This is a genomic window from Bacillus sp. EAC, from assembly GCF_002156875.1.
GTDB lineage: Bacteria > Bacillota > Bacilli > Bacillales > Bacillaceae_G > Gottfriedia.
The window spans coordinates 49,753-71,749 of record NZ_NCSY01000007.1 but is presented as its reverse complement, the minus strand read 5'-3'; the positions used below and the strand labels follow the sequence as shown (position 1 = coordinate 71,749).

Here is a 21,997-nt window from a genome sequence, read left to right as displayed (position 1 = left end):
TATTTTTATCATAAAAATTAAATTCAGCAGGAAATGGCTTTTCTATTTTCTTAGGCACTTTTTCAACCCAATTGTTTTTAATTAAATCAACCGATTAAAACTTATATTAAGAGGTTAGAAGGTAGAAACCCATTATTATAGAAATAACTCCACCTAACCTTGCAATTATAAGGGCTGCAGTACTAGGTTCTGCACCTTTGAACTTCCAACCTTCACTTATATACCATGAAACTTTCGGGAAAAATGTACCGATAATTCCTAAAATAATAAAAATAAATGCAAATAAGACCATGACCATATTTCTCCATTCATAAATAGTATAATAACAATCTAAAACTTTATAATATTTCCAAAGTTTTACAATTTTATATATTTAAATTATTCTATGGAATGTTTCTTTATCCTCTATGGATATATCCCCACCGTGTAGATTGATAAAAAAGTTCTTTACAAATTGTATTAATTTACACAAAAAAAACCTTATTTTTAGAAGGACCTTTTTTCTTATTGCACTAACGCTCTCGTTAGTTACTTAAGAAATTGTAATAATTTAAATTTAATGACTGTTTATTAACGTGTAATATGTCACTAACCCTAAAATTAAAAGTAAAATTAAAAAAACCTGGATACATAATCCTACAATACTACAAATTCTACCTGAAATAGCTAATCCTTTACCTTTTTCATTTGAGATTTCAATTTCAACAATGCTTCTCTTTGATAAAGAAATTCCAAGAATCCCAAGGATAAACCCAATATAAGGAATGATTATTGATAAAACGCCTAATGTTAATGATGAAATAGATTTTCTATTTGTCGCCCCCACTTTATTGCCTCCATAAATTAAATTCTACTTTTCAAATTATTTATATATATATTCTATCTTACTCTTAATCTATCCTGGTAGTTGCTTATATAAGAAAAAGAGTTACCTGTGGCAACTCTTGATATTGAACTAAAGCGCTCGTTAGTTCAATAACACTCTATATTTTCTTTGTTTAAAACTTTCTATTTTTGGTGTAAAAAGAAAGTTGGTAGTATTAGATTATTCTCCTTTTGGATTAGCTCCGTACTGGTTTCCACCATTTTGACTATCAATACAAAAGAACGTAATCATTACAATGAAACAGATTATTGTTAGTAAAGAGACAAAAATACCAACTAACCCGACCAGCTGATACTGCATATTAATTCCGAAAACTTGAGCAACTGGTAGTAAAAATAATGGTAAGAACCATATAAATGGCAATACACTAATCAACAACCACCATCCATTTTTACCTATATCATGGAGTCTTCGTATACTTACAGACAAAATTGGAATAAACATTAAAACATAATAAATTATTGCCACAATATTTACTACAAAAGATGCGTTTGTCGAAACCAATACTCCAGTTACTAAAAAATTGAAAAGAGTATTGGTCAGAGTAAACATCCAATACTCTTTACGTCTTGCTCTTCCTGAAAAATCATAAGAATTCTTTAACACTTTTATATACCAATTCATGCTGCTTTCTCTCCTGTTGTTTTTAAAACCGAATAGTATTAACTAACGCATACGTTAATTGATTATTAACTGATAAATTCACCAGAGTTATTTCTAAACTGTTCAATTGCTATTGTTATAGCACTTTCTTCAGTATCAATTAAAGATACTCCTTGTTTAATAGGACTCCAATATTCATATCCGCAATCTACCTGCCACATATAGACTTCTATGGTAAAAATATTATCCTTCCGTTTAATAATTTGAACTTTATTTTGCTTACAAGGGGAGAATATTTCTTTAATTACTTACTCCATTATTTCACATCATCTCTACTAGGAATAATGTGTATATTATAACATCTATCATTTAGCTATACTGCCAATTAGCATAATAAAAAGGCTGCTAAGCAGCCTTTAATGATCTTCAACTAATGCGCTCGTTAGTTTAATAAGGAATTAATAATTCACAATAAACTAAAATAACCAAAAGTTAGTCCCGACTAAAGTCCAATGTTCATTCTATATCGTTTAATATTGATATTTGATTAGATAAATTCTTTTGTAGGTAGTCTTGTTGGAGAATACCATAAATTCCACAATCCTTGTATTGATTATCTTTTCGAACCATATGTCTAATAATGCCTTCTCGCTCCATTCCTACTTTTGACAGAATTTTACCCGAAGCAGGGTTATCGATACCATGTGTTGCCGATATCTTATGAATATTCATAAAGCGAAATGCAAAATCAACAACTGCTTGTAAAGCTTCTGTTCCATAGCCCTGATTCCACCAATTAAAGCCTAAGTCGTAACCGACCTCACAATTTTCGGTATCTTCATTGATATTATAAAGGTCAATCGTTCCGATTAATTCACTACTTTCCTTTAGGACAATTCCCCAATAACAAAACTTTTCACTTTCATATTGTTTAGTAATTTCAGTCAGTCGATTGATTGTTTCGGAAATCGTTTTATGTGGTCCTTTGATTAAATTATCCATTACGCGATGGTCTGAGAATATGAAGTCAAACATTCTATTTGCATCATTCATTTCCATTTCCCTTAAAATAAGTCTTTTTGTTTCAATTATTGGTGCCCCTTTATAATTAATCACACAATCACCTTCACCTTTTACAATTTAATTCTTAAAGAATTCTATGTTCTTAGTGTACCTATTTTTTTATATTCAGTAAATTGGGGGAATTTCCATTCTTTGGTAGCATGAAAATAGCACATTCTTTTTGTTCTATACTGTAATCTACTTTTATAAAAAAAAGAGCCACATAAGTGGCTCAAGTTATCCAACTAACGCTCTCGTTAGTTGAACAAGATTTACATTCATTACTATTCTTTACGACAAACATTTTCACCAGTTTGCTTGAACTGTGATAATTCTTTCAAATCCCAATTCATTGAGTCAAGAAATTCACGCGAAATTCTTCTAATTGTATTCCATTCATCTGATTCTAAAATTTTTTTCAAATCACTTTCTTCAATTTCCTCTTCACAAGAAATAAATAAAGGATCGGTGCTCATATTATCGGAATTTTTATCTATTTCACTCAATAGAAATAACTGTTTTTTAGCTAGATTAATGGAATTAACAGTTAGAAAATCTTTATAGTATGACTCAACGATAATTAAAAAATCATCAGTAATACAACCAGGTAGTTCCGATTTAATTTGTTCAATAGGATTTGATGCCAAGGCAATTATATACATTGGCCAAAATTTTTTACTCTAATATATTTTTCTTTTTTAGATAATTTATGATAAAGCAAAGGTTTCCCCTCCTTAATTACTTCTAGGGTAGCGTTAGGAAAATGTGGATTTACAACGTTTAGGAAAATCTAACTATAAAAAAGCCTAATTTCTCCGTATTATAGTGAGAAATTAGGCTTTAGTTAATTCATTAAAGCTCCCTTTAGCGGAATACTCAATTTCAAGATAAACTTAAAGACAATGATCAATGCCCCCCACAATCAAAGAAAGGGATGTTTATTGATGATTTTCAAATGCGAAAATTGAGTTAATCATTTTAAGTGCATCGTAAGTAATAGTAATTTTGATTTGTTTATCTTTTATTTTATGCTTTCTTATATTAACTTCGGGAATTGTGTATATAAAACCTTTTTCTATCATCTCCCAAAGTACTTTTCTTGAAACATTTAATTTCTCTTTAAGTAACTTGTCTAGGCGAAAATTAAAGCTATATTGTGACTCAATGTTAATAAATATTTCTTCCGACAGGTTTTTATAAAAATCAATGTTTTCGCCTTCTGCGATATAATCAATGTTAAAAATTGCTTCCGCTTGATTACTCTTAAGTGTTTCCGTATCGAAGGCATATTTCCAAGCAGTTTCTTTATCATTGCTTGACATTTTGTCAAATAAGCTTTTATCTATACCTACAGGGTTAATGCGAGAAAAGATAGTTACGTTCCATGTAGAATCACATTGATTACATTTATAAATTAACCATACATCTATTTTTTGTTTATTCGAATTCATTCTAAAAAGTTCACTACAATAAAATTCCTTTTTTTTTCCGCATTTATTACAGTTCCTTAGAACCACTGGTGTGCTCTTCGGCTTTATAGACCAAGTAATTATATTTTTTTCATTCATAGAGTATTTTTGTTTAAAACACATCACTTTCACCTCGAAAAATGTTTTTGAACTATTCCGAATTTTTTTGCGTGAAAGTGTTATCTTATCATTGGTCTCACCCCTTTGATAAATTTACATATTAACTAATGAAGAATTCATTGGACTATACCTCACTTTTGTTTAGGAATAACTTTATACTTCCAAAATTATCCTCAAATGCACAATTCGTTACTTCAGAATTTACCCTATAAAGGAGACGGTACACATATTACTATAAATTATTCATTTTCAATTTGTTTATTACTTTTGTTCTTTATTAACCTTAAGCGTCAGTTAGTGCAATAAAAATAGACTACCGAAATAGTCCATCAAGGTTAATTATTCTATTATGATGCTCTTATTTCTTATTCTATTTTGACCATATACCCTGTAATTTTCTGTTCATTATAATTTGACCAATATGGTGAGCATCATGACGGATTACTCCATTTATATGTTTCCATAAGGGATGTTTAGATGTATCATTTTCTAAATCTATAATACTCATTTTTTGAATATGATCATATATATATTGGTTTACTTCTTCCATCCTTTTTACTAGAAAATCCCAATCTTGTTGGGTATTCCCTAGAATGTCAAATGTTTCTTGATTATTTGAAGTATACTCAGCATTTTCTCTTCTTAATCTCAACAATAATCGTTCTTTATAGTATAACAAGTGAGCAGTAATTTCCCATATCGAGTTAATTGAACCGATTTCCGGTTTCCATAATGCCTGTTCATAAGTTAAATCACTTATTACTAATTTTAATGGTGAATACCAATCATCCTTACTATATGTATTTTCTAATTCATAAAGTAACAAATCGATAATATTCAATAATATTACCTCCTCTAATTAATTTCTACTTAATTTTATTCAAACCTAAGTTTTTTAGAGCAAATCAGTAGAAGTTTTATGTGCATTATTTTTAGAGGATTATTTATTCTATTATCCTTTCTGTTATACTTCAATAAAAAAAGCCGCGTTAGCGACTCCTCATAATGTTCAACTAACGCGCTCGTTAGTTGAATAAAAAAGTATAAATAGAAATGAATATAATGAACCCAGATATAATGAACTGTGGATAATAAAGAGACTTTTGTTTTTCTTGCAAACCCATAATTAAAAACATTACTCCTAATAAAAATAATACATAAGGCATTACTACAAATCGACCTGTTATTAATGCAAATGCTGCTAAAATCAATCCAATTATACGAACAGCACTCGCTAATTTTTTTAACATTAAACTACCTCTTTAATAAATTAATTTTCATTTAATACTATATAAAAATTCTACCATAAAATTTCATGTGTTTGTATATCAATCCGTATGCAACTAAACTAGCATTCACTCCAAAAAAAGAGCCACAAAAGTTACTGTGGATCTTAAACTAACGCATGCGTTAGTTGTACAAGATACTTTATTATGTACTTGTCTTTTTTTACTGGTTTACAATTAAACTTGCTATATCTGAAAGATATTGTTTAATATCACTTAATTGTGCTCCTATATAAAATAAAGCACCAACGCTTACTAATAAACAAACTGTTTTAACAATTCTATATGATTTTTCATCCATATTAATTTACCACCTTATTTCGCTCTTTTTTCTTCCGCAGAGGTTTCTATTAATTTATTATTCAACTAATTATTTAAATATCCCTTTTCTTATTAAACTATTCTGCCTATTACTTGAATAAAAAAAGAGATGCCGAAGCAACTCAATTATCTTCAACTAACGCTCTCGTTAGTTGAATAAGAATATAAATTTAATTGATGAAAATTGAAATCATTATAAAATAATAATTTCTTCCCTATATCGCTCAATTTCTAAAAGGTTTATTTACAACAGTGAGTTGATCCTTATAATCTTATTCAAGCATAATTTCCCATGGTTCAATTCCATAAAATCCTTCATCAAAGTCTACAACTACACCACTTGTATTAATAACGGCAGTAACATCACCCCTAAATTTTCCACTTAATCTATATATTTTTTTCCTAATGTATCTGAACCAACACCACCAACTACCATCAATACTAACGGTAAAAAATTATGCAAACCATTTGGTAAACTTTCTAAAATCGTTATATCTGCACCAACAAATTTGTTAAGACCAAATATTATTAGTTTTACCACTAACAAAAATGCTCCTAGTAAAAATATAGTATCAAAGATCAATTTCCATTTTGGATAAGCCAGCTGTTTACCATCTTGAATTACTTTCTCTTTCAATTCCGCGTCACTCCTTAATAATTCATCTATCGTGATACCGAACAAATCACTTAAATCAATGATTATCTCAATACTCGGATAGTTTTTTCCCGTCTCCCATTTAGAAACAGATTGGCGACTCACATGAAGCTTTTCTGCAAGTTCATTTTGTGACAAATTTCTTTTTTCTCTTTCTTTTTTTAATCGTTCGCTAAAAATCATAATAAGTTCATCGCCTTTCCATACTTAATAATATTATGAAACTAATTATTTATAGTAAAGCTAGTTATAGTTGCACTAGTGTGCAACCTTTGAGTGACAGGTATAACCCTTTATTTATTATAACTAAACTGCCTAAAACTTAAATAAAAATAGCAGCCCTTGGCTGCAATGATCTTCAACTAACGCGCTCATTAGTTTAAAAAGAACTATAACAATAAGAGCAATTTCTCTTCGTGGATGAATCCCCTCGTTGTTAACATCCTTAACTAAGGTGTCTTATGAGCTACAAAAATATATGATTTTACATTTTCTTGAGCATCTTCAAACACCCAATCTCCATATACCTTTATTTCATCAAAACCAACATTTTTTAAATCTTCAATTACCTTTTCTTTTGATCTGAAAATTAACACATCTTCTTCAATTTTACTCTGTAAGTTTCTATCTTCAAAAATTGTACGATATTTCACCAGAGGATGAATAACCTCTATATATTGATGCCAAACCGTAATATGTTCTCCCGTTAATGGGTCGATAATAACTTTTTGTGTTTGTTCTTTCGTCCAGCTTTCCCAAGGGCGTTGTAAGGGATTTCTTGTATCAAATATTAAATAACCACCAATATTTAATGAATTATAAATATTTATCAATGTTTTATTCCAGTCAATATCATTTATAAATATTTGTACTACATTGGATGTCATTGTAACTACATCAAAAGTTGAGAAGCAAATGTCTTCTGAGGTACCAATTTTCCACTTAACCAATTGAAATTCGTCCTTTTGTTTAGCAGTTTCTATAGACTTAATATCAGGGTCAATCCCCACTACTCTATAACCTTTATTTGCCAAGAAAATAGTCAGTCTACCAGTACCACAACCTAAGTCTACAATTGACTTGGGATTTAATTTTTTTATTAGTTCCACAAAAAAATCATCATCTTTATCCCATTTATTCATTTGATCGTATATAGACTCTTCCATTGTTTTTCTCTCCTCAAAGTATCTTTTTAAAAAAATAAACTAACATCTTCTTCTGCCCTTTAGTGTTCATTCCTATTATATTTTTCAAGTATTCATGTCAGAATTCCTCTTTAGGTATTGAGTCAAAACAACTTCTTGTTCATCTATACTGCCAGTAAGCACAATAAAAAGATCTGTCGAAACAGACCTTCATGATATTCAACTAACGCGCTCGTTAGTTGAATAACAGTAAGTAAAAATTATAATTTTTGTGGTTTTTCATTTATTGAAAATCAATAAAGATAAATTTTAACAAAGACTAATAAAACATCCCTGTAATCTTAATTAGATACAGGGATGTTTTACTCACGTTTAATTTTTATTGTTTTTTTCATCTTCGTGTGGATAAGCATGCAAACTATTGATTAATTTTTTGCTATTTCCTCTATAAAAAGTATCTTTGAATTCCTTTGGATGAAAAGGAATTATTGGTGCTAAATATGGAACCCCCACTGATTTTAAACTAGCTATATATATTGTCAATAATATAAGTCCAATTACCATACTACTAATTCCAACGAAATAACCTAATATAATAAATATTGTCCTCAAAGTATACACTGGATTAGCAAGCCCTCTAGAGGTAATCACATAATTTGAAATAAATGTGATTGCGACAATTACAAGACTAATGGGATGTATTAATTTCGCTTGAGTAGCAGCTTCTCCAAAAACGACAGCCCCAACGAGAGATAATGTAATAACTATATCTTTAGGTACACGGACAGATGCAATAACTATCATTTCCAAAACTAGTAATAATAACAAGACCTCCATTATTGCTGATGGAAGTGTATCTGAATTAGAAAATAGCTGTTTTGAAAATTTGGGAGAAACCCAATCCTTGTGAAATTCTTCGATTGCAAGATAAAAACCAGGTAATAAGATTGTTAAAATAAACGCAATAAATGTACTTAGGCGATTGGTAAATCTTCCAAGTTTCATATAATATTCGTCAGCTGATTGAAAACATTGAATAAATAACGTGGGTACAATAATTGATTGTGGGGTCCCCTCTGTCATAATCGCTACTCGACCTTCATATAAACTCGAGGCAACGAGGTCGGGTCTTTCCGTATTGGTTAGTAAGGGAAAAATCGTTTTTTTTCCTTCAATTACATCTTCAACTACTCTTGACTCTATAATGTAATCTACTTCTATAGAAGTAATACGATTTCTTGTCTCTACTAAAACCTTTTGATCCACTCTTCCTTTTAAGTAAATAATAACAATTGAGGTTTTAGTATAAGTTCCTATTTTTATTTCTTCAATACATAGATCAGAGGATTGTACAATTTTTCTTAATAAATTTATATTCACTTCTAGCTGTTCATTGAAACCTTGGTTTGGGCCAAATACAGATCGATTTGCATTTGTTTGTTCAACAGCTCGATGCTTCCAATCCTTGGTATCCGCCAGAATAGCACTGTTATGCCCATTGAGTAATAGTAGAGTTTTTCCTTTTAATAATCCTTGGATGCATGTATCAAATGAGAGAATTATTTCAACGATACTCGATTGGATAGTATGGTAAGCTAAGTCTTCTATAAAATCCTCATTTACAGTTTCAGTTATTTCTAAAAGAGGCTTGATAATACAATTTTGAATGAATTCTGTATTCGTAATTCCATGTAGAAAAACAAGTGCGGCATCGTGCTTGTCATTACCTCCTATTTTTATATGCCGAATAATTAAATCAGAAGGATTATTTAATTTCTCACTTATTATCTTTATATTGTTATGTAAGCTAATCGTTAAATTATCTATATCTCGATTCATCATAATGATTAATATTTCCAATATAGGTACAATAATACTTATAAAACAATGGTTCCTTATTTGTATTCATGGTTATTTTTGTAAGCTATTATATAATTCTAAGTTATCTGGACTTAATCAACCTCTAAAAAAGAATTAGTTAAAGAATATTATTTTTTTCGTTGTTCAACTAACGCGCTCGTTAGTTTATTAAGGTTTTGATGAATAGCTATTGAATTTTTGCATAGACACAAATATCAGTAAGTTTTTTGCCATCCGCAGAAAAATGTTCATTTCGTAATATACCTTCTAATTCATACCCTAATTTCTCAGGTATCGCCCGACTTTTAACATTACTTGATTCACATCGTATGACTACTCTTCTTCCTTTTAAATCATTTATGGCAAAATTCGTTAACTCTTCGATTGCTTCTTTCATATAACCTTTTCCACTAAATCGAGTATCAATCCAGTAACCTATTTCAAATTTTGGAACATCCCAGTCAATGTTCTGTAAAGTACAATTTCCAATAAACTCATCGGTTTCTTTATGAAATATCAGAAATCGCAAACTCTCACGATTTAAAAACTTATTGTGAGCACTTCTCATGTTGATTTCTGTCTCTGTAATTTCAGGAATACTTTGTGCAAAAGGTAACCAAATTTTAAACTCATTAATTGAGACTCTAATTGCTGCATTTACTTTTTCACCATCACCAGCCATTGGTATTCGTAAATTCAATCTTTCAGTAACTAGTTTAGTTCGTACTTCTAATAATAATGGATTCATATTCTCTCTTCTCCTAAAATTACTATCTTTACTTGTAAAATAAATAAACCTTTTTCCCTAGAACTCTATATAACTTTTTATCGGTAAGAATATCCAGTATTGAATAAATTCCATATTCAACTGATATGAACGAAACTGTCAAACCGCTACCTAAAAATTATATTTAAAAAGCATATTTGTTATTTTCACTTAAAACTTTTTCCTTAGCAGCAAGAACTTTATATCCATTATTTAAATTGAATTGTGATTTTAGAAAATCTTTTACAGATTGTTCTACTCTGCTTTTCCGAATACTACACCCACTTAAAACTAGTAAAATTACAATTAACACTATTGAATAAAACAACTTTTGATTAATTTCAAACTCCCCCTATATTATTTAGATTTATTCGAATTATTTTTAGAATTGATTTAATTTTCTATTTAATTCTACTTTAATAATTATTAATTGTAACTTGGGGGAATAGCCTACTCGTATAAAACTACTTTTAATTTGTTAATCGTCCTTATTAAAATGCACACCTGAACTTATTCAACTAGCCTGCCAGTTATTGCAATTAAAAAAAGACTGCCGAAGCAGCGATTGTTGTTGAACTAACGCATACGTTCGTATTATACGCTCATCCAGTTCTTAATGACATTTGAGATTGCTTAATCTATAACTATTTAATGTTCAAAAAAAAGAGCCTCCTTAAACATTGGAGACTCAAACGAATTAATATTGGTCGGTAAATATCTGTTGTTCCAGGATGCCATAAAAAAATTGTTCAAGATCTGGGATATCCTCTGGCATAATTCCAAGCTTTTGTACCCAATGTTCTGGATTTTTTAAATCATCCCTGCAAATTAACACCATGCGTTCGCTTTGAATAGAAATAACCATGGCTTTCCCTAAAAAATTCCCTGAAAAGATAATCGCAAAGTCGTAGCGATGACTATCAGTAGCGATGCAGTAATAATGAATGTTTTGACTTTCTTTCTCTTCTGATAAAATATGTAACTTCATCCTTACCACTCCTTTTTTGTCTACCTTTACTACTTTGAGCAACCTACAATTTAATAGTTTTACTGATTTCTGATCATAAAACAAAAGAAATTCTAAAAAGTCTACCTACATATTAAATTAAATAAGAATTGCCATTTTCCCTTTATTTTTCTTAATATTTTAAATGTCCCAATATTTTTAGCAAATAATTCCCTTTCATTTTTCCAAATTTCTCCTACCTCAGAAGCAATTTTATATCTTTGATTAAGTATCTTTGCAGTAAGTAAATAATTGAATATTAACCAATTATATCCCTTTCTTGTTCAACTAATTTACCTGTTAGTCCAACAAAAAGAACCGTCGTGGCAGCTCGTGAAATTTAACTAACGCATGCGTTTGTTAAATTATTCCCATTAATTAATTCATTTTTCCATCATTATAATTTCTATGATTATCGAAACTATCTTTTACCCAAATCATAAGTGAAGCTCTTTCAAAAAAGTAACTTCTATTTATGACTATATAGGGTAAACTTATTCCATTAAAACCACCATACTTGTCGATGGATTCTTGTTCAGCATTAATAATTTCTTTTATCTCAACAACAGATAGTCCGAGAAATTTTGATGCCTCATTAATATCCATCAATACTTTATTTTCTACAACTATTTTATTATTTGGTACTTTAATACTTGAGCTAAACTTAAGAGATAGGAGTAAACAGCCGATAATTATTCCTAAAGATAAAATTACTGAGGCAATAATTAAATTTTTACTATTCAATAAATTCTCCCTTTCTTTCTATTACTTTTTTGTAATTATTATTCAAAGAGAGCGTTACATATGCAACTAACGCATGCGTTAGTTGCATAGTAAAAAAGGGGCATCATCTTTTAAAGCTGTATGTACTAATATTTTGTTCAACAATAGATCAAGAGTATCAAAGTTTCCCTTATTTTTATTTGCCTTATAAATAATAGGATTATGGATATCAGGATGTATTTGATATCTTTCTATTTCTGATTTCTACATTCCTAATGAATCAGCAATGTAATTTATATTTCTTCCCCCACAAAAGTTAGTACTACTCAGCAAATTAATTCAGTGTGATCTTAATTAGAAATTGGCTGTATCTTTGTAGTGCATTTAATAATTTTATTTACAACGAAACGTATTTTAACTACTATCTAAATAGTAACTAAAAGAAAGGTAGATTAGATGATATTTGATTTAGATCCATCGTTATTCATTACATTAATTATTTTTGGTTTTTTAGCAGCATTTATTGATTCTGTCGTCGGAGGCGGTGGGCTGATTACATTACCAGTATTGTTATTTACAGGTCTTCCACCAGCAGCAGCTGTTGCAACAAATAAATTAGCTGGTTCTATTGGATCGTTAACGAGTACCATAATGTTCTATCGTTCTGGCAAGCTCGATTTAAAATCAGTATATAAGTTATTCCCACTTACCTTTATTGGTTCGATGATAGGTGCATGGACTGTCCATTTGATGAATCCAAATGTGTTAAAGCCACTGATGCTTGTTACGCTTGCAGCTGTCGCGATTTATACAATTTTCAAGAAAGATTGGGGATCTATTTCTACCAATAAAAAATTATCAATCAGCCGCATTATTATTTTTATAATATGTATTTTTTCTATTGGTTTCTATGATGGTTTCCTAGGTCCTGGAACAGGTTCCTTCTTAATATTTGCCTTTTTAATGACTGGCTTTGATTTTTTAAAGGCAGCAGGAAATGCGAAGTTTTTAAACTTTGGGAGTAATATAGCTGCATTGTTAATGTTTATGTATTTGGGGCAAATCCATTACGTCTATGGTTTATGTATGGGGTTAGCACAAATAGCTGGTGCCATTTGTGGATCGAAATTTGCTATTAAGCAGGGAAGTGGCTACGTTCGTATACTTTTCATTTTAGTAACTTGCTTATTATTAGCTAAAAACACTTTTGATTATCTTCACTAATTTAAGGATTTTTTTAAGCAAAAAGCTCTTCACTTTTGAAATTGGTACTTATCCATATGAATAGGATAGGTACCTCATGTTATACAACTAACGCGCTCGTTAGTTGTATAACAATATTATATTTCTACCATTAATAGTTGAATATCATTTTGCAAATCAGTTTTTTCTAATTCATCACCTAAATAGTCAATCAATTGTATTGGATACTTATTCAAGTTAAGAATGTAATGTTTTTAATTTAAAAAAGCGCTTAATGGAAAGCCATGTTCTTACCATGTCTCGCGATAACCAACAATAACATATTTTTTTATTAATTTGTCTATTTCTTTTATTACGGCTTTTAAGAATCCATTATAAGAACATGTAGTTTCGATTTTCACTTCAGGATTTAATTTCAAACTAAGATTTTCAAATCCTATTATCTTAATATGTAAATTATCATCTTTTAATTTAAAAACGATATTTGTGCCTGCCGGTTCAGATTCCCATTCTAAACTTGTAATCGTCTTCTGCTCATCATAAGGTAAGCAATACTTATTTAATTGTAAAAGTGCGTTAAGAAAATCGCCTAAACCATCTGTTAAATAACTTATACCAAAGTAATGTTTTTGATTATTAATTTCAATAATACCTTCAGCCCATCCTAAGCCGGTGAGTTCATATTCAAACTTCATCTCTTCACCTCAATTCGTGTTGTTAAACTATTGCACTCGTTAGCTTAATAAAAAGTAATTATATTCTTTTCCAAATCACCTCCAAAACTAGTGTAAACTACCATTTCTAAGTAATTCTTCGTGGTGCGATATATAAAAAAAACTGAGAATGAACAGTACAATTTCAAATCTCTAAAAATCCAATATTTTTGCTAAATAAACAACATACGATTCACCTGTTGTCAAATAATTAAATTAATGTTAGGATAATGTTACTTTAAAAATAAATCGTAATGAGGTGAGGATAACAATGAAAACACAAAAATATATGTCTTATCCTCATATTGTTATTTAGATATTTTTTTACGAATACATTTGGCTCTGAGGGTAGGTTTCACTCTCAGGGCTTTTTATATTTAGGCAGAAGGAACGTTAAAGCTTCCTTGCCGAACTATTCTATGACAGCCACTTACAGAGTGGCTGTCATTTTTTTTAGTCAAGAAATAGTCAAAGGAACATTATTGGTTTTATTTTAAAATTGATTAGGATTTAATCTTTTTCTTTCAAACTCATCTGAACTCAATTAGGGGGAGATTTATTGAAATTGAATTATTTAGGATGGAATTCATTTTCGACGAAAAATTTCAAACAGTACTGGCTTATGTTTGAGCAGGATTATAACAGGAGATTAGGGACATATCCGATTAGTCGTTACATTGTTCCAAAGGATAACGGTCCCCCTTCTTGGGATATTTTTTTAACTTCGGAATTAGTTTTTCTTATTCACAGCTTTCCAAATATGAAAGGATGATATTTTATTAAAAGACTAGCTCAATATTTTCGCTCATTACAATCCGCACAATCAACATACAGTATGATTTATGAAGACGACCCAACCTATTGGAATAATGAGGTTGCCTATAATATTGAAAGGACACATAAACTAACACTCGATAAACCATGTATCACCATAAAAATACCCTTTGAGCGTCTCGGTTTATATGAAAATATCAATCAAGTAGTTCTCTCAGATTTTGCATTAAGAGAATGGGTTGATCATACAGAGGCATTAAATGAATTGATATATAACCGTTCACGTTCTGATAAAGAAAATGGTGCTTTTTATTGTTTCCGTCCAACCAATGTTTTGTTGCAACGAAATGCATCCTTTGTCGAAGAAATATCGGGAAAATTGTATTTATGCATAATGATTACAGTTCAACTTCCATACAAGGATAATATTAAAGCTATGCGAATGCTCTGCAAAATGCTTCCAATAGAAGTGGAGAAGTTTATTACCAAGTTTGACTTAATCAAATTAAATGCTTCATATGATTTAGAAAAAAAACAAAATATGATTCGCGAATGGCTAAAATCCAGTGGTTATTGTGCTTTTATTGGAAATGGCAGCATATTGCCAAGAAATAAAGACAAAAGTGGACCACTAGAGAGTGCCTTGCCTTTTAAATCCCCGGAAGATGTTGAAGTTGAAATTTGTGGTTTGCGAGGTATGGGAATAAAACAGGGGGTAACGGTCATCACAGGCGGTGGTTATTCGGGTAAAAGTACATTGCTGGATGCACTAAATTCGGGGATTTACAATCACATTATAGGTGACGGACGAGAATTTGTGATTACAGTTCAAAGTGCAATGGAAATATCAGCTGAGGAGGGCCGTTCCATCAAAAATATCAATATTACGCCTTTCATAAAATGGATACCCAATAGTTCGGCTGAACAGTTTTCAACTGACTACGCCTCAGGTTCCACATCTCAAGCCGCGAATATTATGGAGGCAATCAACTACGGGTGTAAGCTGCTCCTTATTGATGAAGACAGAAGTGCAACCAATTTTATGATTCAAGACATGAAAATGCGGTCATTAATCAAACGTGAACCCATTACACCTTTTACGGAACGTGTCAGAGAGCTTTATGAGGCTATTGGCGTATCCTCCATACTTGTTATCGGAGGTAGTAGTGAATTTTTATCTGTAGCCGATCAAATCATCCTGATGGACAATTTTGTGCCAAAAATCGTCACCAAGGAAGCAAAAAGTTTAGGTGAACACGAAAAACCACGCGAGCGTATCCCACATACAAAATGGGAGATTGAAAGAAAAATAACTACCGAACACTTTACAAGCTACCCCCAGGGCAGTGGTACAGAAAAGCTAATAGTTTCAACCATGGGATACATGATGATTGGTGATGAACAAGTTGATATCCGAGGGCTTTATAATATTACATCACAAGCCCAGCTTGCAGCTATTGCCTTTTTAATTCGAAAAATAGCAATAAGAAATCAGGATCGCACCATCTTTCTTCATGAACAAATCCAAAAAGCTCTCGAAGAAATGGAGAAAGATGGAGTGGATATTGTATTTTCTTCCTTTTTTCCTGGTTTCGAAAGATGGCTTGAATTACCTAGAATTAATGAAGTATTATCTGTCATAAATCGAATGAAACATTTGAATTTCATTCAACCTGAGCCATCTGAACATCACTAATTAAGACATAAATATTAATTATCTTGATAATCAAATAGTTTAGTTAATCAGTGAAAGTAGTAAATATAAATTAAATAAAATAGCAGCCTATGGCTGCTATTTTTGTTAAACTTATGCGCTCGTTAGTTGAATAATTTATAATTACTAATCTCGTATGAACTATTTACATCTATCGAGCCACTCTCATCGATAGAATCAAAAATTACTTCAGCCTTTCCATGATACTCCTTATTTAATTGGCCTATAACTCCAATTGATTCTGTTTTACCATTTTCATCTTTATATTGTAGTGTTATAGAACGCTTACCATTTGGCATTACATTTATTTTATATACTTCACCTTCTAATAGTGTAGGTATTTTAATATCTCCTTTTGGGGTAGTAAGAATTAGGCCTGAGAGTTTTTTGTTCGTTTGATTTTTAATCTTAATGTTAAACCCTTCGTTACCTGAAAATAGGAAAAAACATCCTATTCCAATAATCCCTAATAATATCAAAATTAATATTTTTTTCATTATGTTAACCTCATTCAACTAAATTTATCTTCAAGATTATAACATAGTATCTTTTTCCTTGAATTAATATACCGTTTACTTCAATAAAAAAAGCTGCATTAAGCAGCTTACATACTTATACTAACGCTCTCGTTAGTTGCATTAAACTTTATTGGCTCATTAACATTCCGACTTTTTTGTTATTTTTAGTATCTATAAAGATAACTATTTTATCTCCAGTATCATATTTAAAAGAAACTGAATATAACTTTTCTTTCTTATAGTTTTTATCTAAGATAGTGGCATTATCAGGTATAAACTCAACTTTTTTAACCACTCCATGTTTATCACTTAGCGCAGTCTGTTCGCTTCTCTCTAAACTTGCGTATGCAATTCCTTCAACATTATTGTCATTATTTTTATTACAACCCACTACAGAAAGAAGCGATAATATTAACATAAATATTAAAATGTTTTTTTTCATAACATCCACCCCTTTTTTATCTATAATAACATGTAACAAGTAATATAAATGTTAAATACTGGAATTTTTATTAATATACTTACTCAACGATTCTACCATTTACTGCAAATAAAAAGACCGCTGAAGCAGTCTATCTTTGTTCAAACTAACGCTCTCGTTAGTTGCTTAAGGAATATTTTCAAAATTTTTTTCATTATTTATCAATCTGCTTCACAAGCAGTTCAATTCTCTTTTCAAGATCTATTAATTTATCATTTCGCTATTGTGCATTACCTTTTAGAATACCTTTAATAAAAAAAAGATTACTAATAATAATATTAACCAAAAGCCTATGACTTCAAATAGCGTAGTTGACCAACTTATCCCGTTCCTGCTCCCAAAATACTACCTCCATTTTTTTATTTCTTTTAAACAAACGCTCTCGTTAGTTAAAGTGAATTACTTCACAATGATGAACGATTTACAAATGGAGAAAGTAGTTCCACTTCTAATTGAAGAGCCGATAGTAAATTTAGTAATTATAGGAGGGCTCACGAGACTTTCTCAACAGCCTTTTAGCGATTATCATAGTTTCATAGGTTGCTTGTTTATTCTTTCTTTACTCCCACCAACGCTTCTTTTCACTGAATCCAACGTCCCATAGTTTGGCGTTCCCGGAAACGATAATCGTAATTTCGTTTACCTTCTTTTCAAAAGATGGTAGACACAAATATTCTGTCCCTTTATTATTGTACTGAGCTTTTACGTTTCCATCTACCAGTATAGTAACTTCTCCCTTGAAATTACCCTTGTCTGGAATGCCATAATAAGAATAGAACGTCACATCTTTCTTGTTCCCCAAGATGTAAGTGTATGATTTGCTTTTATCACCTTCACTGTTATACACGTTCATTTTGGGTTCTATTTTCTTGCCTGCTACGGTGAAACTTGGAAGATTTTCAGTCATAGGCATGGTTCCATTCATTTCTTTGATATCGTGTAATGCTTGAATCGGGCCTTCTCTTTTCGCTACAACATAATTGATAGTTTCCGAGATCACGATTACTCCAACTAGAAGAACACCAATAGATAGGGCCGAAGCAATTAGCTTTTTATAAGACATTTTTGAAGAAAATCCAACCCTATATGCGAAAAATCCTATCGTAGCTCCTAATGTATTGGAAATCACATCATCTACATCAAAACTCCCCAGATAGGTTAAAGGCTGTATAGTTTCCAGAAAGAGGATTGACAAGACAAACATAGAGATGAATTTCCTAAAACTCACACGATACAAAAGAGGAATAAGTATTCCAAAAGGGATAAAAGCAGCAATATTTCCTAAATCGTATAACCATGAAAAAGCTAGTCTAGGGAATGAAAGTGGGACTGATTCTGGAACTAGCATAAATGTGTATCCATATTCACTATAATCTAACCTATAATCTAATCTATTAAAAGCAAAGAATAGAAAATATATAATTAAAATTGTATAAAAAATAGTTCCTACTAAGATGGGTTTCCTTAATTTTATTTCCATAATGTCTCCTTTTATTAATCATATATTTATCCATTATTATATTATTTTACTAACATCGATGAACAAATCCTATATAATCATTATTTTCTTTACTCCATTGTTTTGTTTTTTTCAAAATGATTTCTCCCACTCGTTTAATAATGCTTTCTCATTATACTGCACAGTCCAAACACACTATGCTTATTGAACTATCCTGCCAGTTAGCTCTGTATGTACTACTTAGTACATACACAATAAGTGTACTATATACACAGTACACTTATTTGTCAACATTATTTTACCAAAAATACCCACTCACTTTATACTACTTATTTAAAGTATCCTGCCAAATAGTTGAAAAAAAGCCGCATTAGCGACTTGGGATCTTATTGAACTAAAGCATGCGTTAGTTGTATAAGGAGATTCAATATCCTGCTAAGCCAGGTCCAGCTATCACTCTTGCAGACGCACTTATCATAGCATTTGTTAAAAAAAGCTAGACTAAATAGGAGAATGGGTGATTATATATGAGTAGATAAAAAATTTGGATTTTAGGGGCCTGATTAATTATGACTGATTTAGTAAAATTGCCGAAAGCTGCTGTCTTTGGAGCTGCAAATGGCGTGTTGTTCATGACTTTTTTTGGAGCGCTTTGGGCTTCCATTGGTATTATTGGTTCACATGGACTTGGAGCTCAATGGTTACTTGTTCTTTCGGTTGTTGTGACATTAATCTTACTCATCGGAGCCATATCGCTTTTTGGTAAAGCTCGTAACATGAACAATGCTTTTATACCGGAAGTGAGTGAACATTGGAAAAAAACAAATCGAAAATTTGGTTTGATCTTCGGTCTAGAAGGTCTTGCGATCTTTATTGCAAGTCTGATTTGTAACATAATCAATCATTTTGAAGTCTTTTTCCCGATTATGGCTATTATTGTCGGTATTCATTTTTTTCCTTTAGCTAAATTGTTTCGAGAAAATTTTTATTATGGTACAGGTGGAGTGCTCTGTATTTTAGGCGTTATTACTTTCTTATTACCAACGAATGTCACTGTTAGCAATGTAACTCTAATTGCAACGTCTACTTTTATCGGTTTCGGCTCTGCTTTGACACTATGGTTGACAGGTCTGAGAATCTGGATAACCATACTCAAACAATTGAAACAAATATAAAAAAAAGCGATGAGATAACGGGTTTAATCTAAGATGTTTTAGCATTGTTAAACCCCTTCTCACGGATCAATCGAGTGTCCGCTTAAGAAATGGTGAATTAGTTTTTGTTAATTCAATTTGAATTATATTAATCATTTGATCCATAGAGAGGACTTCTTTAACCAAGGGGTACCACCTTTTCTAAAAAAATAAAATATCTTTAAATTTTATTCAATTTTAAATTGAAGTTGAAGTTCAACTATAATTTAAATCACAAAGATATAAATTAGCGCAATTCCTTATAAACTAATCTGCCAGTTGGCACAATAAAAAATAAACTGCCGTAGCAGCCTTTCGTTGTTCAACTAACGCGCTACCGCTAAAGTTCGAATCTTATAATTCGATAATATTCTCTATTAAATTTTAATCTAGAATTTCTCCCCAGTCATAATTGACATAAAATCCTTATAAAACCCTTCATAATCTATGCCTACTGCGATATGTTGTTGTGGTCTCCCATCAAATTTCTCGGGAGTATCTGTTACTCGAAAATCAGCAATACTTTGACCTCTAGCCACATCGGTTGAATCAATTACAACAGCAGATTGATAGAATGTAAATAAGTCGCTACGAATGACTCCCATTAGAGTTACCGCATCATGAACTGGACTCCCCTGTATGCCAGGTACCTTCTTTTGATAAAAGTTGAAATAATAGTAATCTAATAGTGGTTTTACAAGATCGGTTTTCCCTTTAGAATGAATATAATTGACCATTGAAGGAGTAACTATTGCATTTTGCGTTACATTTAATGGAAAAATATATGCACCTTTTACATACTTCATAACGATATTAGCTGCTATCGGATCTCCATGAAAGTTCGCTTCTGCAATTGGTGTAACATTTCCAGGATATAGAAAGGCCCCACCCATGATATAGTAAGAATTCACACTTTTCATCAGATCTTCGTATAAGATAAACAGAGTGGCTAGCGAGGTTAACCTCCCAGTATTCACAATAATTAGCTCATGCTTATACTGCTCAATCAAATTGATAACTTCACAAAAGTTTTCTAAGTTCTCAAACTTTAAACCTGGGTCTATTGGACCTAAACCGAACGGACCATGTATATCAAGGTAAAAGGTTGGGAACTCTCCCGTCATTGGATTCTCAGCACCTCCATAGACTTTAATATACTCTTTTCCTGACCTTTTAAGTAAAAACCGAACATTCCTAGTCGTTTCTTTTTTAGATACATTCCCATAATCCGCCACAATACCAATTACATCAATATCTTCTGTTAATCTTGCATAAACCAAAGCGATCGCATCATCAATTCCTACATCACCGAAGAACAACACTTTCTTCCCCATTAGCTTAGCTCCCCTTATATCAAAACTTCGGAACATTTCTTTTATTATTTATTCCTTTGATATATTGGTATGTTGTTATCTATTTGAAAAGTATAAAAATCGTTATCACAACGAAAATAACCAGCAATAAAATATCATTTATTATTACTCTCTTTTCGGTCTAATTCTAACACAATGCTTAATGAATTATCCTGCCAATAGTGTATTAAAAAATTATGGCAGCACTTTTTGTTCAACTAACGCGCTCGTTAGTTCAATAAGAAATTAAAAATAGATTGATTAACCACCAACTTATAGCAAACGTTATTTTATTTTTCATTTAAAGATAACTAGGAGCAGTTATTCAACTATTACATGCAATATAAAATAAATAAATAAATATGCAATTTCTAATTTTATTAGCATAATTAATCCGATTCATCAGCTTTAAGAATAAATAAAAAAGGACATTCCCATTAGAGAAGAATATCATTTTTGAATCAAGTGTATTAATTTAATAGAAAATATAATTTAATGGGTAAAATATAAAGGATTTATCAGAAATGCAAAGAAAGGATGTATGAATATGGAGTATTCAAAAAACAAATCCCCCAAAACGAGCATTAATTGTCCAAACTGTAATTCAAACATTTCCACTAATGACGAATATTCAAATAGTAGTAAGGTAATTCAAGATCATTATGAATATGAGTGCCCAAATTGTGGA

The 21,997-nt window shown here is 30.9% G+C and carries 25 protein-coding genes; 3 read left to right on the top strand and 22 right to left on the bottom strand.

What is annotated here, in order from left to right; translation table 11 throughout:
• Positions 1-106 precede the first annotated feature (106 nt).
• The 17 genes from B7R65_RS13425 to B7R65_RS13350 form a co-directional block, all read right to left on the bottom strand.
• Positions 107-292 (bottom strand): DUF6199 family natural product biosynthesis protein, encoded by a 186-nt coding sequence (locus tag B7R65_RS13425; RefSeq protein ID WP_088043305.1) that lies wholly within the window; start codon positions 290-292, stop codon positions 107-109.
• A gap of 264 nt (positions 293-556) precedes the next feature.
• The gene (locus tag B7R65_RS13420; RefSeq protein ID WP_088043304.1) at positions 557-826 is read right to left on the bottom strand and encodes a DUF4190 domain-containing protein; all 270 of its coding nucleotides are present in this window, start codon (positions 824-826) and stop codon (positions 557-559) included.
• A gap of 219 nt (positions 827-1,045) precedes the next feature.
• A complete protein-coding gene (locus tag B7R65_RS13415) occupies positions 1,046-1,510 on the bottom strand; it encodes a DUF805 domain-containing protein (protein ID WP_088043303.1) in 465 nt (154 codons plus the stop codon).
• 65 nt (positions 1,511-1,575) lie between these two features.
• Entirely contained in the window at positions 1,576-1,710 is a 135-nt protein-coding gene (locus B7R65_RS22005) for a hypothetical protein (protein ID WP_373419582.1), read from the bottom strand.
• Between the two features lie 295 nt (positions 1,711-2,005).
• Complete coding sequence (locus B7R65_RS13405; RefSeq protein ID WP_088043302.1) at positions 2,006-2,605, bottom strand: GNAT family N-acetyltransferase; 600 nt, start codon at positions 2,603-2,605, stop codon at positions 2,006-2,008.
• 230 nt (positions 2,606-2,835) lie between these two features.
• A complete protein-coding gene (locus tag B7R65_RS13400) occupies positions 2,836-3,213 on the bottom strand; it encodes a hypothetical protein (protein WP_088043301.1) in 378 nt (125 codons plus the stop codon).
• Between the two features lie 276 nt (positions 3,214-3,489).
• A complete protein-coding gene (locus tag B7R65_RS13395; protein ID WP_218780433.1) occupies positions 3,490-4,119 on the bottom strand; it encodes a DUF1062 domain-containing protein in 630 nt (209 codons plus the stop codon).
• Between the two features lie 391 nt (positions 4,120-4,510).
• On the bottom strand, positions 4,511-4,981 hold the full coding sequence (locus B7R65_RS13390; protein WP_179194873.1) for a DinB family protein: 471 nt from the start codon (positions 4,979-4,981) through the stop codon (positions 4,511-4,513).
• Between the two features lie 184 nt (positions 4,982-5,165).
• Positions 5,166-5,390, bottom strand: coding sequence for a hypothetical protein (locus B7R65_RS21800; protein WP_088043298.1), 225 nt, complete (start codon positions 5,388-5,390; stop codon positions 5,166-5,168).
• A 199-nt stretch (positions 5,391-5,589) separates the two neighbouring features.
• Positions 5,590-5,727 carry a hypothetical protein gene (locus tag B7R65_RS21350; RefSeq protein ID WP_179194872.1) on the bottom strand — a complete coding sequence of 46 codons (138 nt, stop codon included), beginning with the start codon at positions 5,725-5,727 and terminating at the stop codon, positions 5,590-5,592.
• 402 nt (positions 5,728-6,129) lie between these two features.
• Positions 6,130-6,585 carry a helix-turn-helix domain-containing protein gene (locus B7R65_RS13380; RefSeq protein ID WP_088043297.1) on the bottom strand — a complete coding sequence of 152 codons (456 nt, stop codon included), beginning with the start codon at positions 6,583-6,585 and terminating at the stop codon, positions 6,130-6,132.
• 266 nt (positions 6,586-6,851) lie between these two features.
• On the bottom strand, positions 6,852-7,568 hold the full coding sequence (locus tag B7R65_RS13375) for a class I SAM-dependent methyltransferase (RefSeq protein WP_088043296.1): 717 nt from the start codon (positions 7,566-7,568) through the stop codon (positions 6,852-6,854).
• A gap of 351 nt (positions 7,569-7,919) precedes the next feature.
• A complete protein-coding gene (locus tag B7R65_RS13370; RefSeq protein WP_218780432.1) occupies positions 7,920-9,386 on the bottom strand; it encodes a spore germination protein in 1,467 nt (488 codons plus the stop codon).
• Positions 9,387-9,594: 208 nt separating this feature from the next.
• Positions 9,595-10,155: a GNAT family N-acetyltransferase gene (locus B7R65_RS13365; RefSeq protein WP_088043294.1), complete on the bottom strand. Its 561-nt coding sequence runs from the start codon at positions 10,153-10,155 to the stop codon at positions 9,595-9,597.
• Between the two features lie 163 nt (positions 10,156-10,318).
• A complete protein-coding gene (locus tag B7R65_RS21525; RefSeq protein ID WP_088043293.1) occupies positions 10,319-10,501 on the bottom strand; it encodes a hypothetical protein in 183 nt (60 codons plus the stop codon).
• Positions 10,502-10,870: 369 nt separating this feature from the next.
• Positions 10,871-11,161, bottom strand: coding sequence for an SAV0927 family protein (locus B7R65_RS13355; RefSeq protein ID WP_088043292.1), 291 nt, complete (start codon positions 11,159-11,161; stop codon positions 10,871-10,873).
• Positions 11,162-11,557: 396 nt separating this feature from the next.
• Complete coding sequence (locus B7R65_RS13350; protein ID WP_088043291.1) at positions 11,558-11,923, bottom strand: hypothetical protein; 366 nt, start codon at positions 11,921-11,923, stop codon at positions 11,558-11,560.
• 435 nt (positions 11,924-12,358) lie between these two features.
• Between B7R65_RS13350 and B7R65_RS13345 the strand changes: the two genes are divergently transcribed.
• Positions 12,359-13,126 (top strand): TSUP family transporter, encoded by a 768-nt coding sequence (locus tag B7R65_RS13345; protein ID WP_088043290.1) that lies wholly within the window; start codon positions 12,359-12,361, stop codon positions 13,124-13,126.
• A gap of 269 nt (positions 13,127-13,395) precedes the next feature.
• Here B7R65_RS13345 and B7R65_RS13340 read toward each other — a convergent pair whose 3' ends face one another.
• Positions 13,396-13,800, bottom strand: a complete 405-nt coding sequence (locus B7R65_RS13340) for a hypothetical protein (protein ID WP_088043289.1) — start codon at positions 13,798-13,800, stop codon at positions 13,396-13,398.
• 853 nt (positions 13,801-14,653) lie between these two features.
• Here B7R65_RS13340 and B7R65_RS13330 point away from each other — a divergent pair.
• Positions 14,654-16,288, top strand: coding sequence for a P-loop domain-containing protein (locus tag B7R65_RS13330; protein ID WP_088043287.1), 1,635 nt, complete (start codon positions 14,654-14,656; stop codon positions 16,286-16,288).
• 122 nt (positions 16,289-16,410) lie between these two features.
• On the opposite strand, the gene B7R65_RS13325 is transcribed toward B7R65_RS13330, so the two are convergent.
• The 3 genes from B7R65_RS13325 to B7R65_RS13315 all read right to left on the bottom strand — a co-directional run bounded on the left by B7R65_RS13325 (position 16,411) and on the right by B7R65_RS13315 (position 18,785).
• A complete protein-coding gene (locus B7R65_RS13325; protein ID WP_088043286.1) occupies positions 16,411-16,803 on the bottom strand; it encodes a hypothetical protein in 393 nt (130 codons plus the stop codon).
• Positions 16,804-16,951: 148 nt separating this feature from the next.
• Complete coding sequence (locus tag B7R65_RS13320; protein WP_088043285.1) at positions 16,952-17,266, bottom strand: hypothetical protein; 315 nt, start codon at positions 17,264-17,266, stop codon at positions 16,952-16,954.
• 598 nt (positions 17,267-17,864) lie between these two features.
• On the bottom strand, positions 17,865-18,785 hold the full coding sequence (locus B7R65_RS13315; RefSeq protein WP_088043284.1) for a VanZ family protein: 921 nt from the start codon (positions 18,783-18,785) through the stop codon (positions 17,865-17,867).
• 548 nt (positions 18,786-19,333) lie between these two features.
• Between B7R65_RS13315 and B7R65_RS13310 the strand changes: the two genes are divergently transcribed.
• Complete coding sequence (locus B7R65_RS13310) at positions 19,334-19,939, top strand: hypothetical protein (protein ID WP_088043283.1); 606 nt, start codon at positions 19,334-19,336, stop codon at positions 19,937-19,939.
• A gap of 407 nt (positions 19,940-20,346) precedes the next feature.
• Here B7R65_RS13310 and B7R65_RS13305 read toward each other — a convergent pair whose 3' ends face one another.
• The gene (locus tag B7R65_RS13305) at positions 20,347-21,291 is read right to left on the bottom strand and encodes a nucleoside hydrolase (RefSeq protein ID WP_088043282.1); all 945 of its coding nucleotides are present in this window, start codon (positions 21,289-21,291) and stop codon (positions 20,347-20,349) included.
• Between the last annotated feature and the right edge of the window lie 706 nt (positions 21,292-21,997).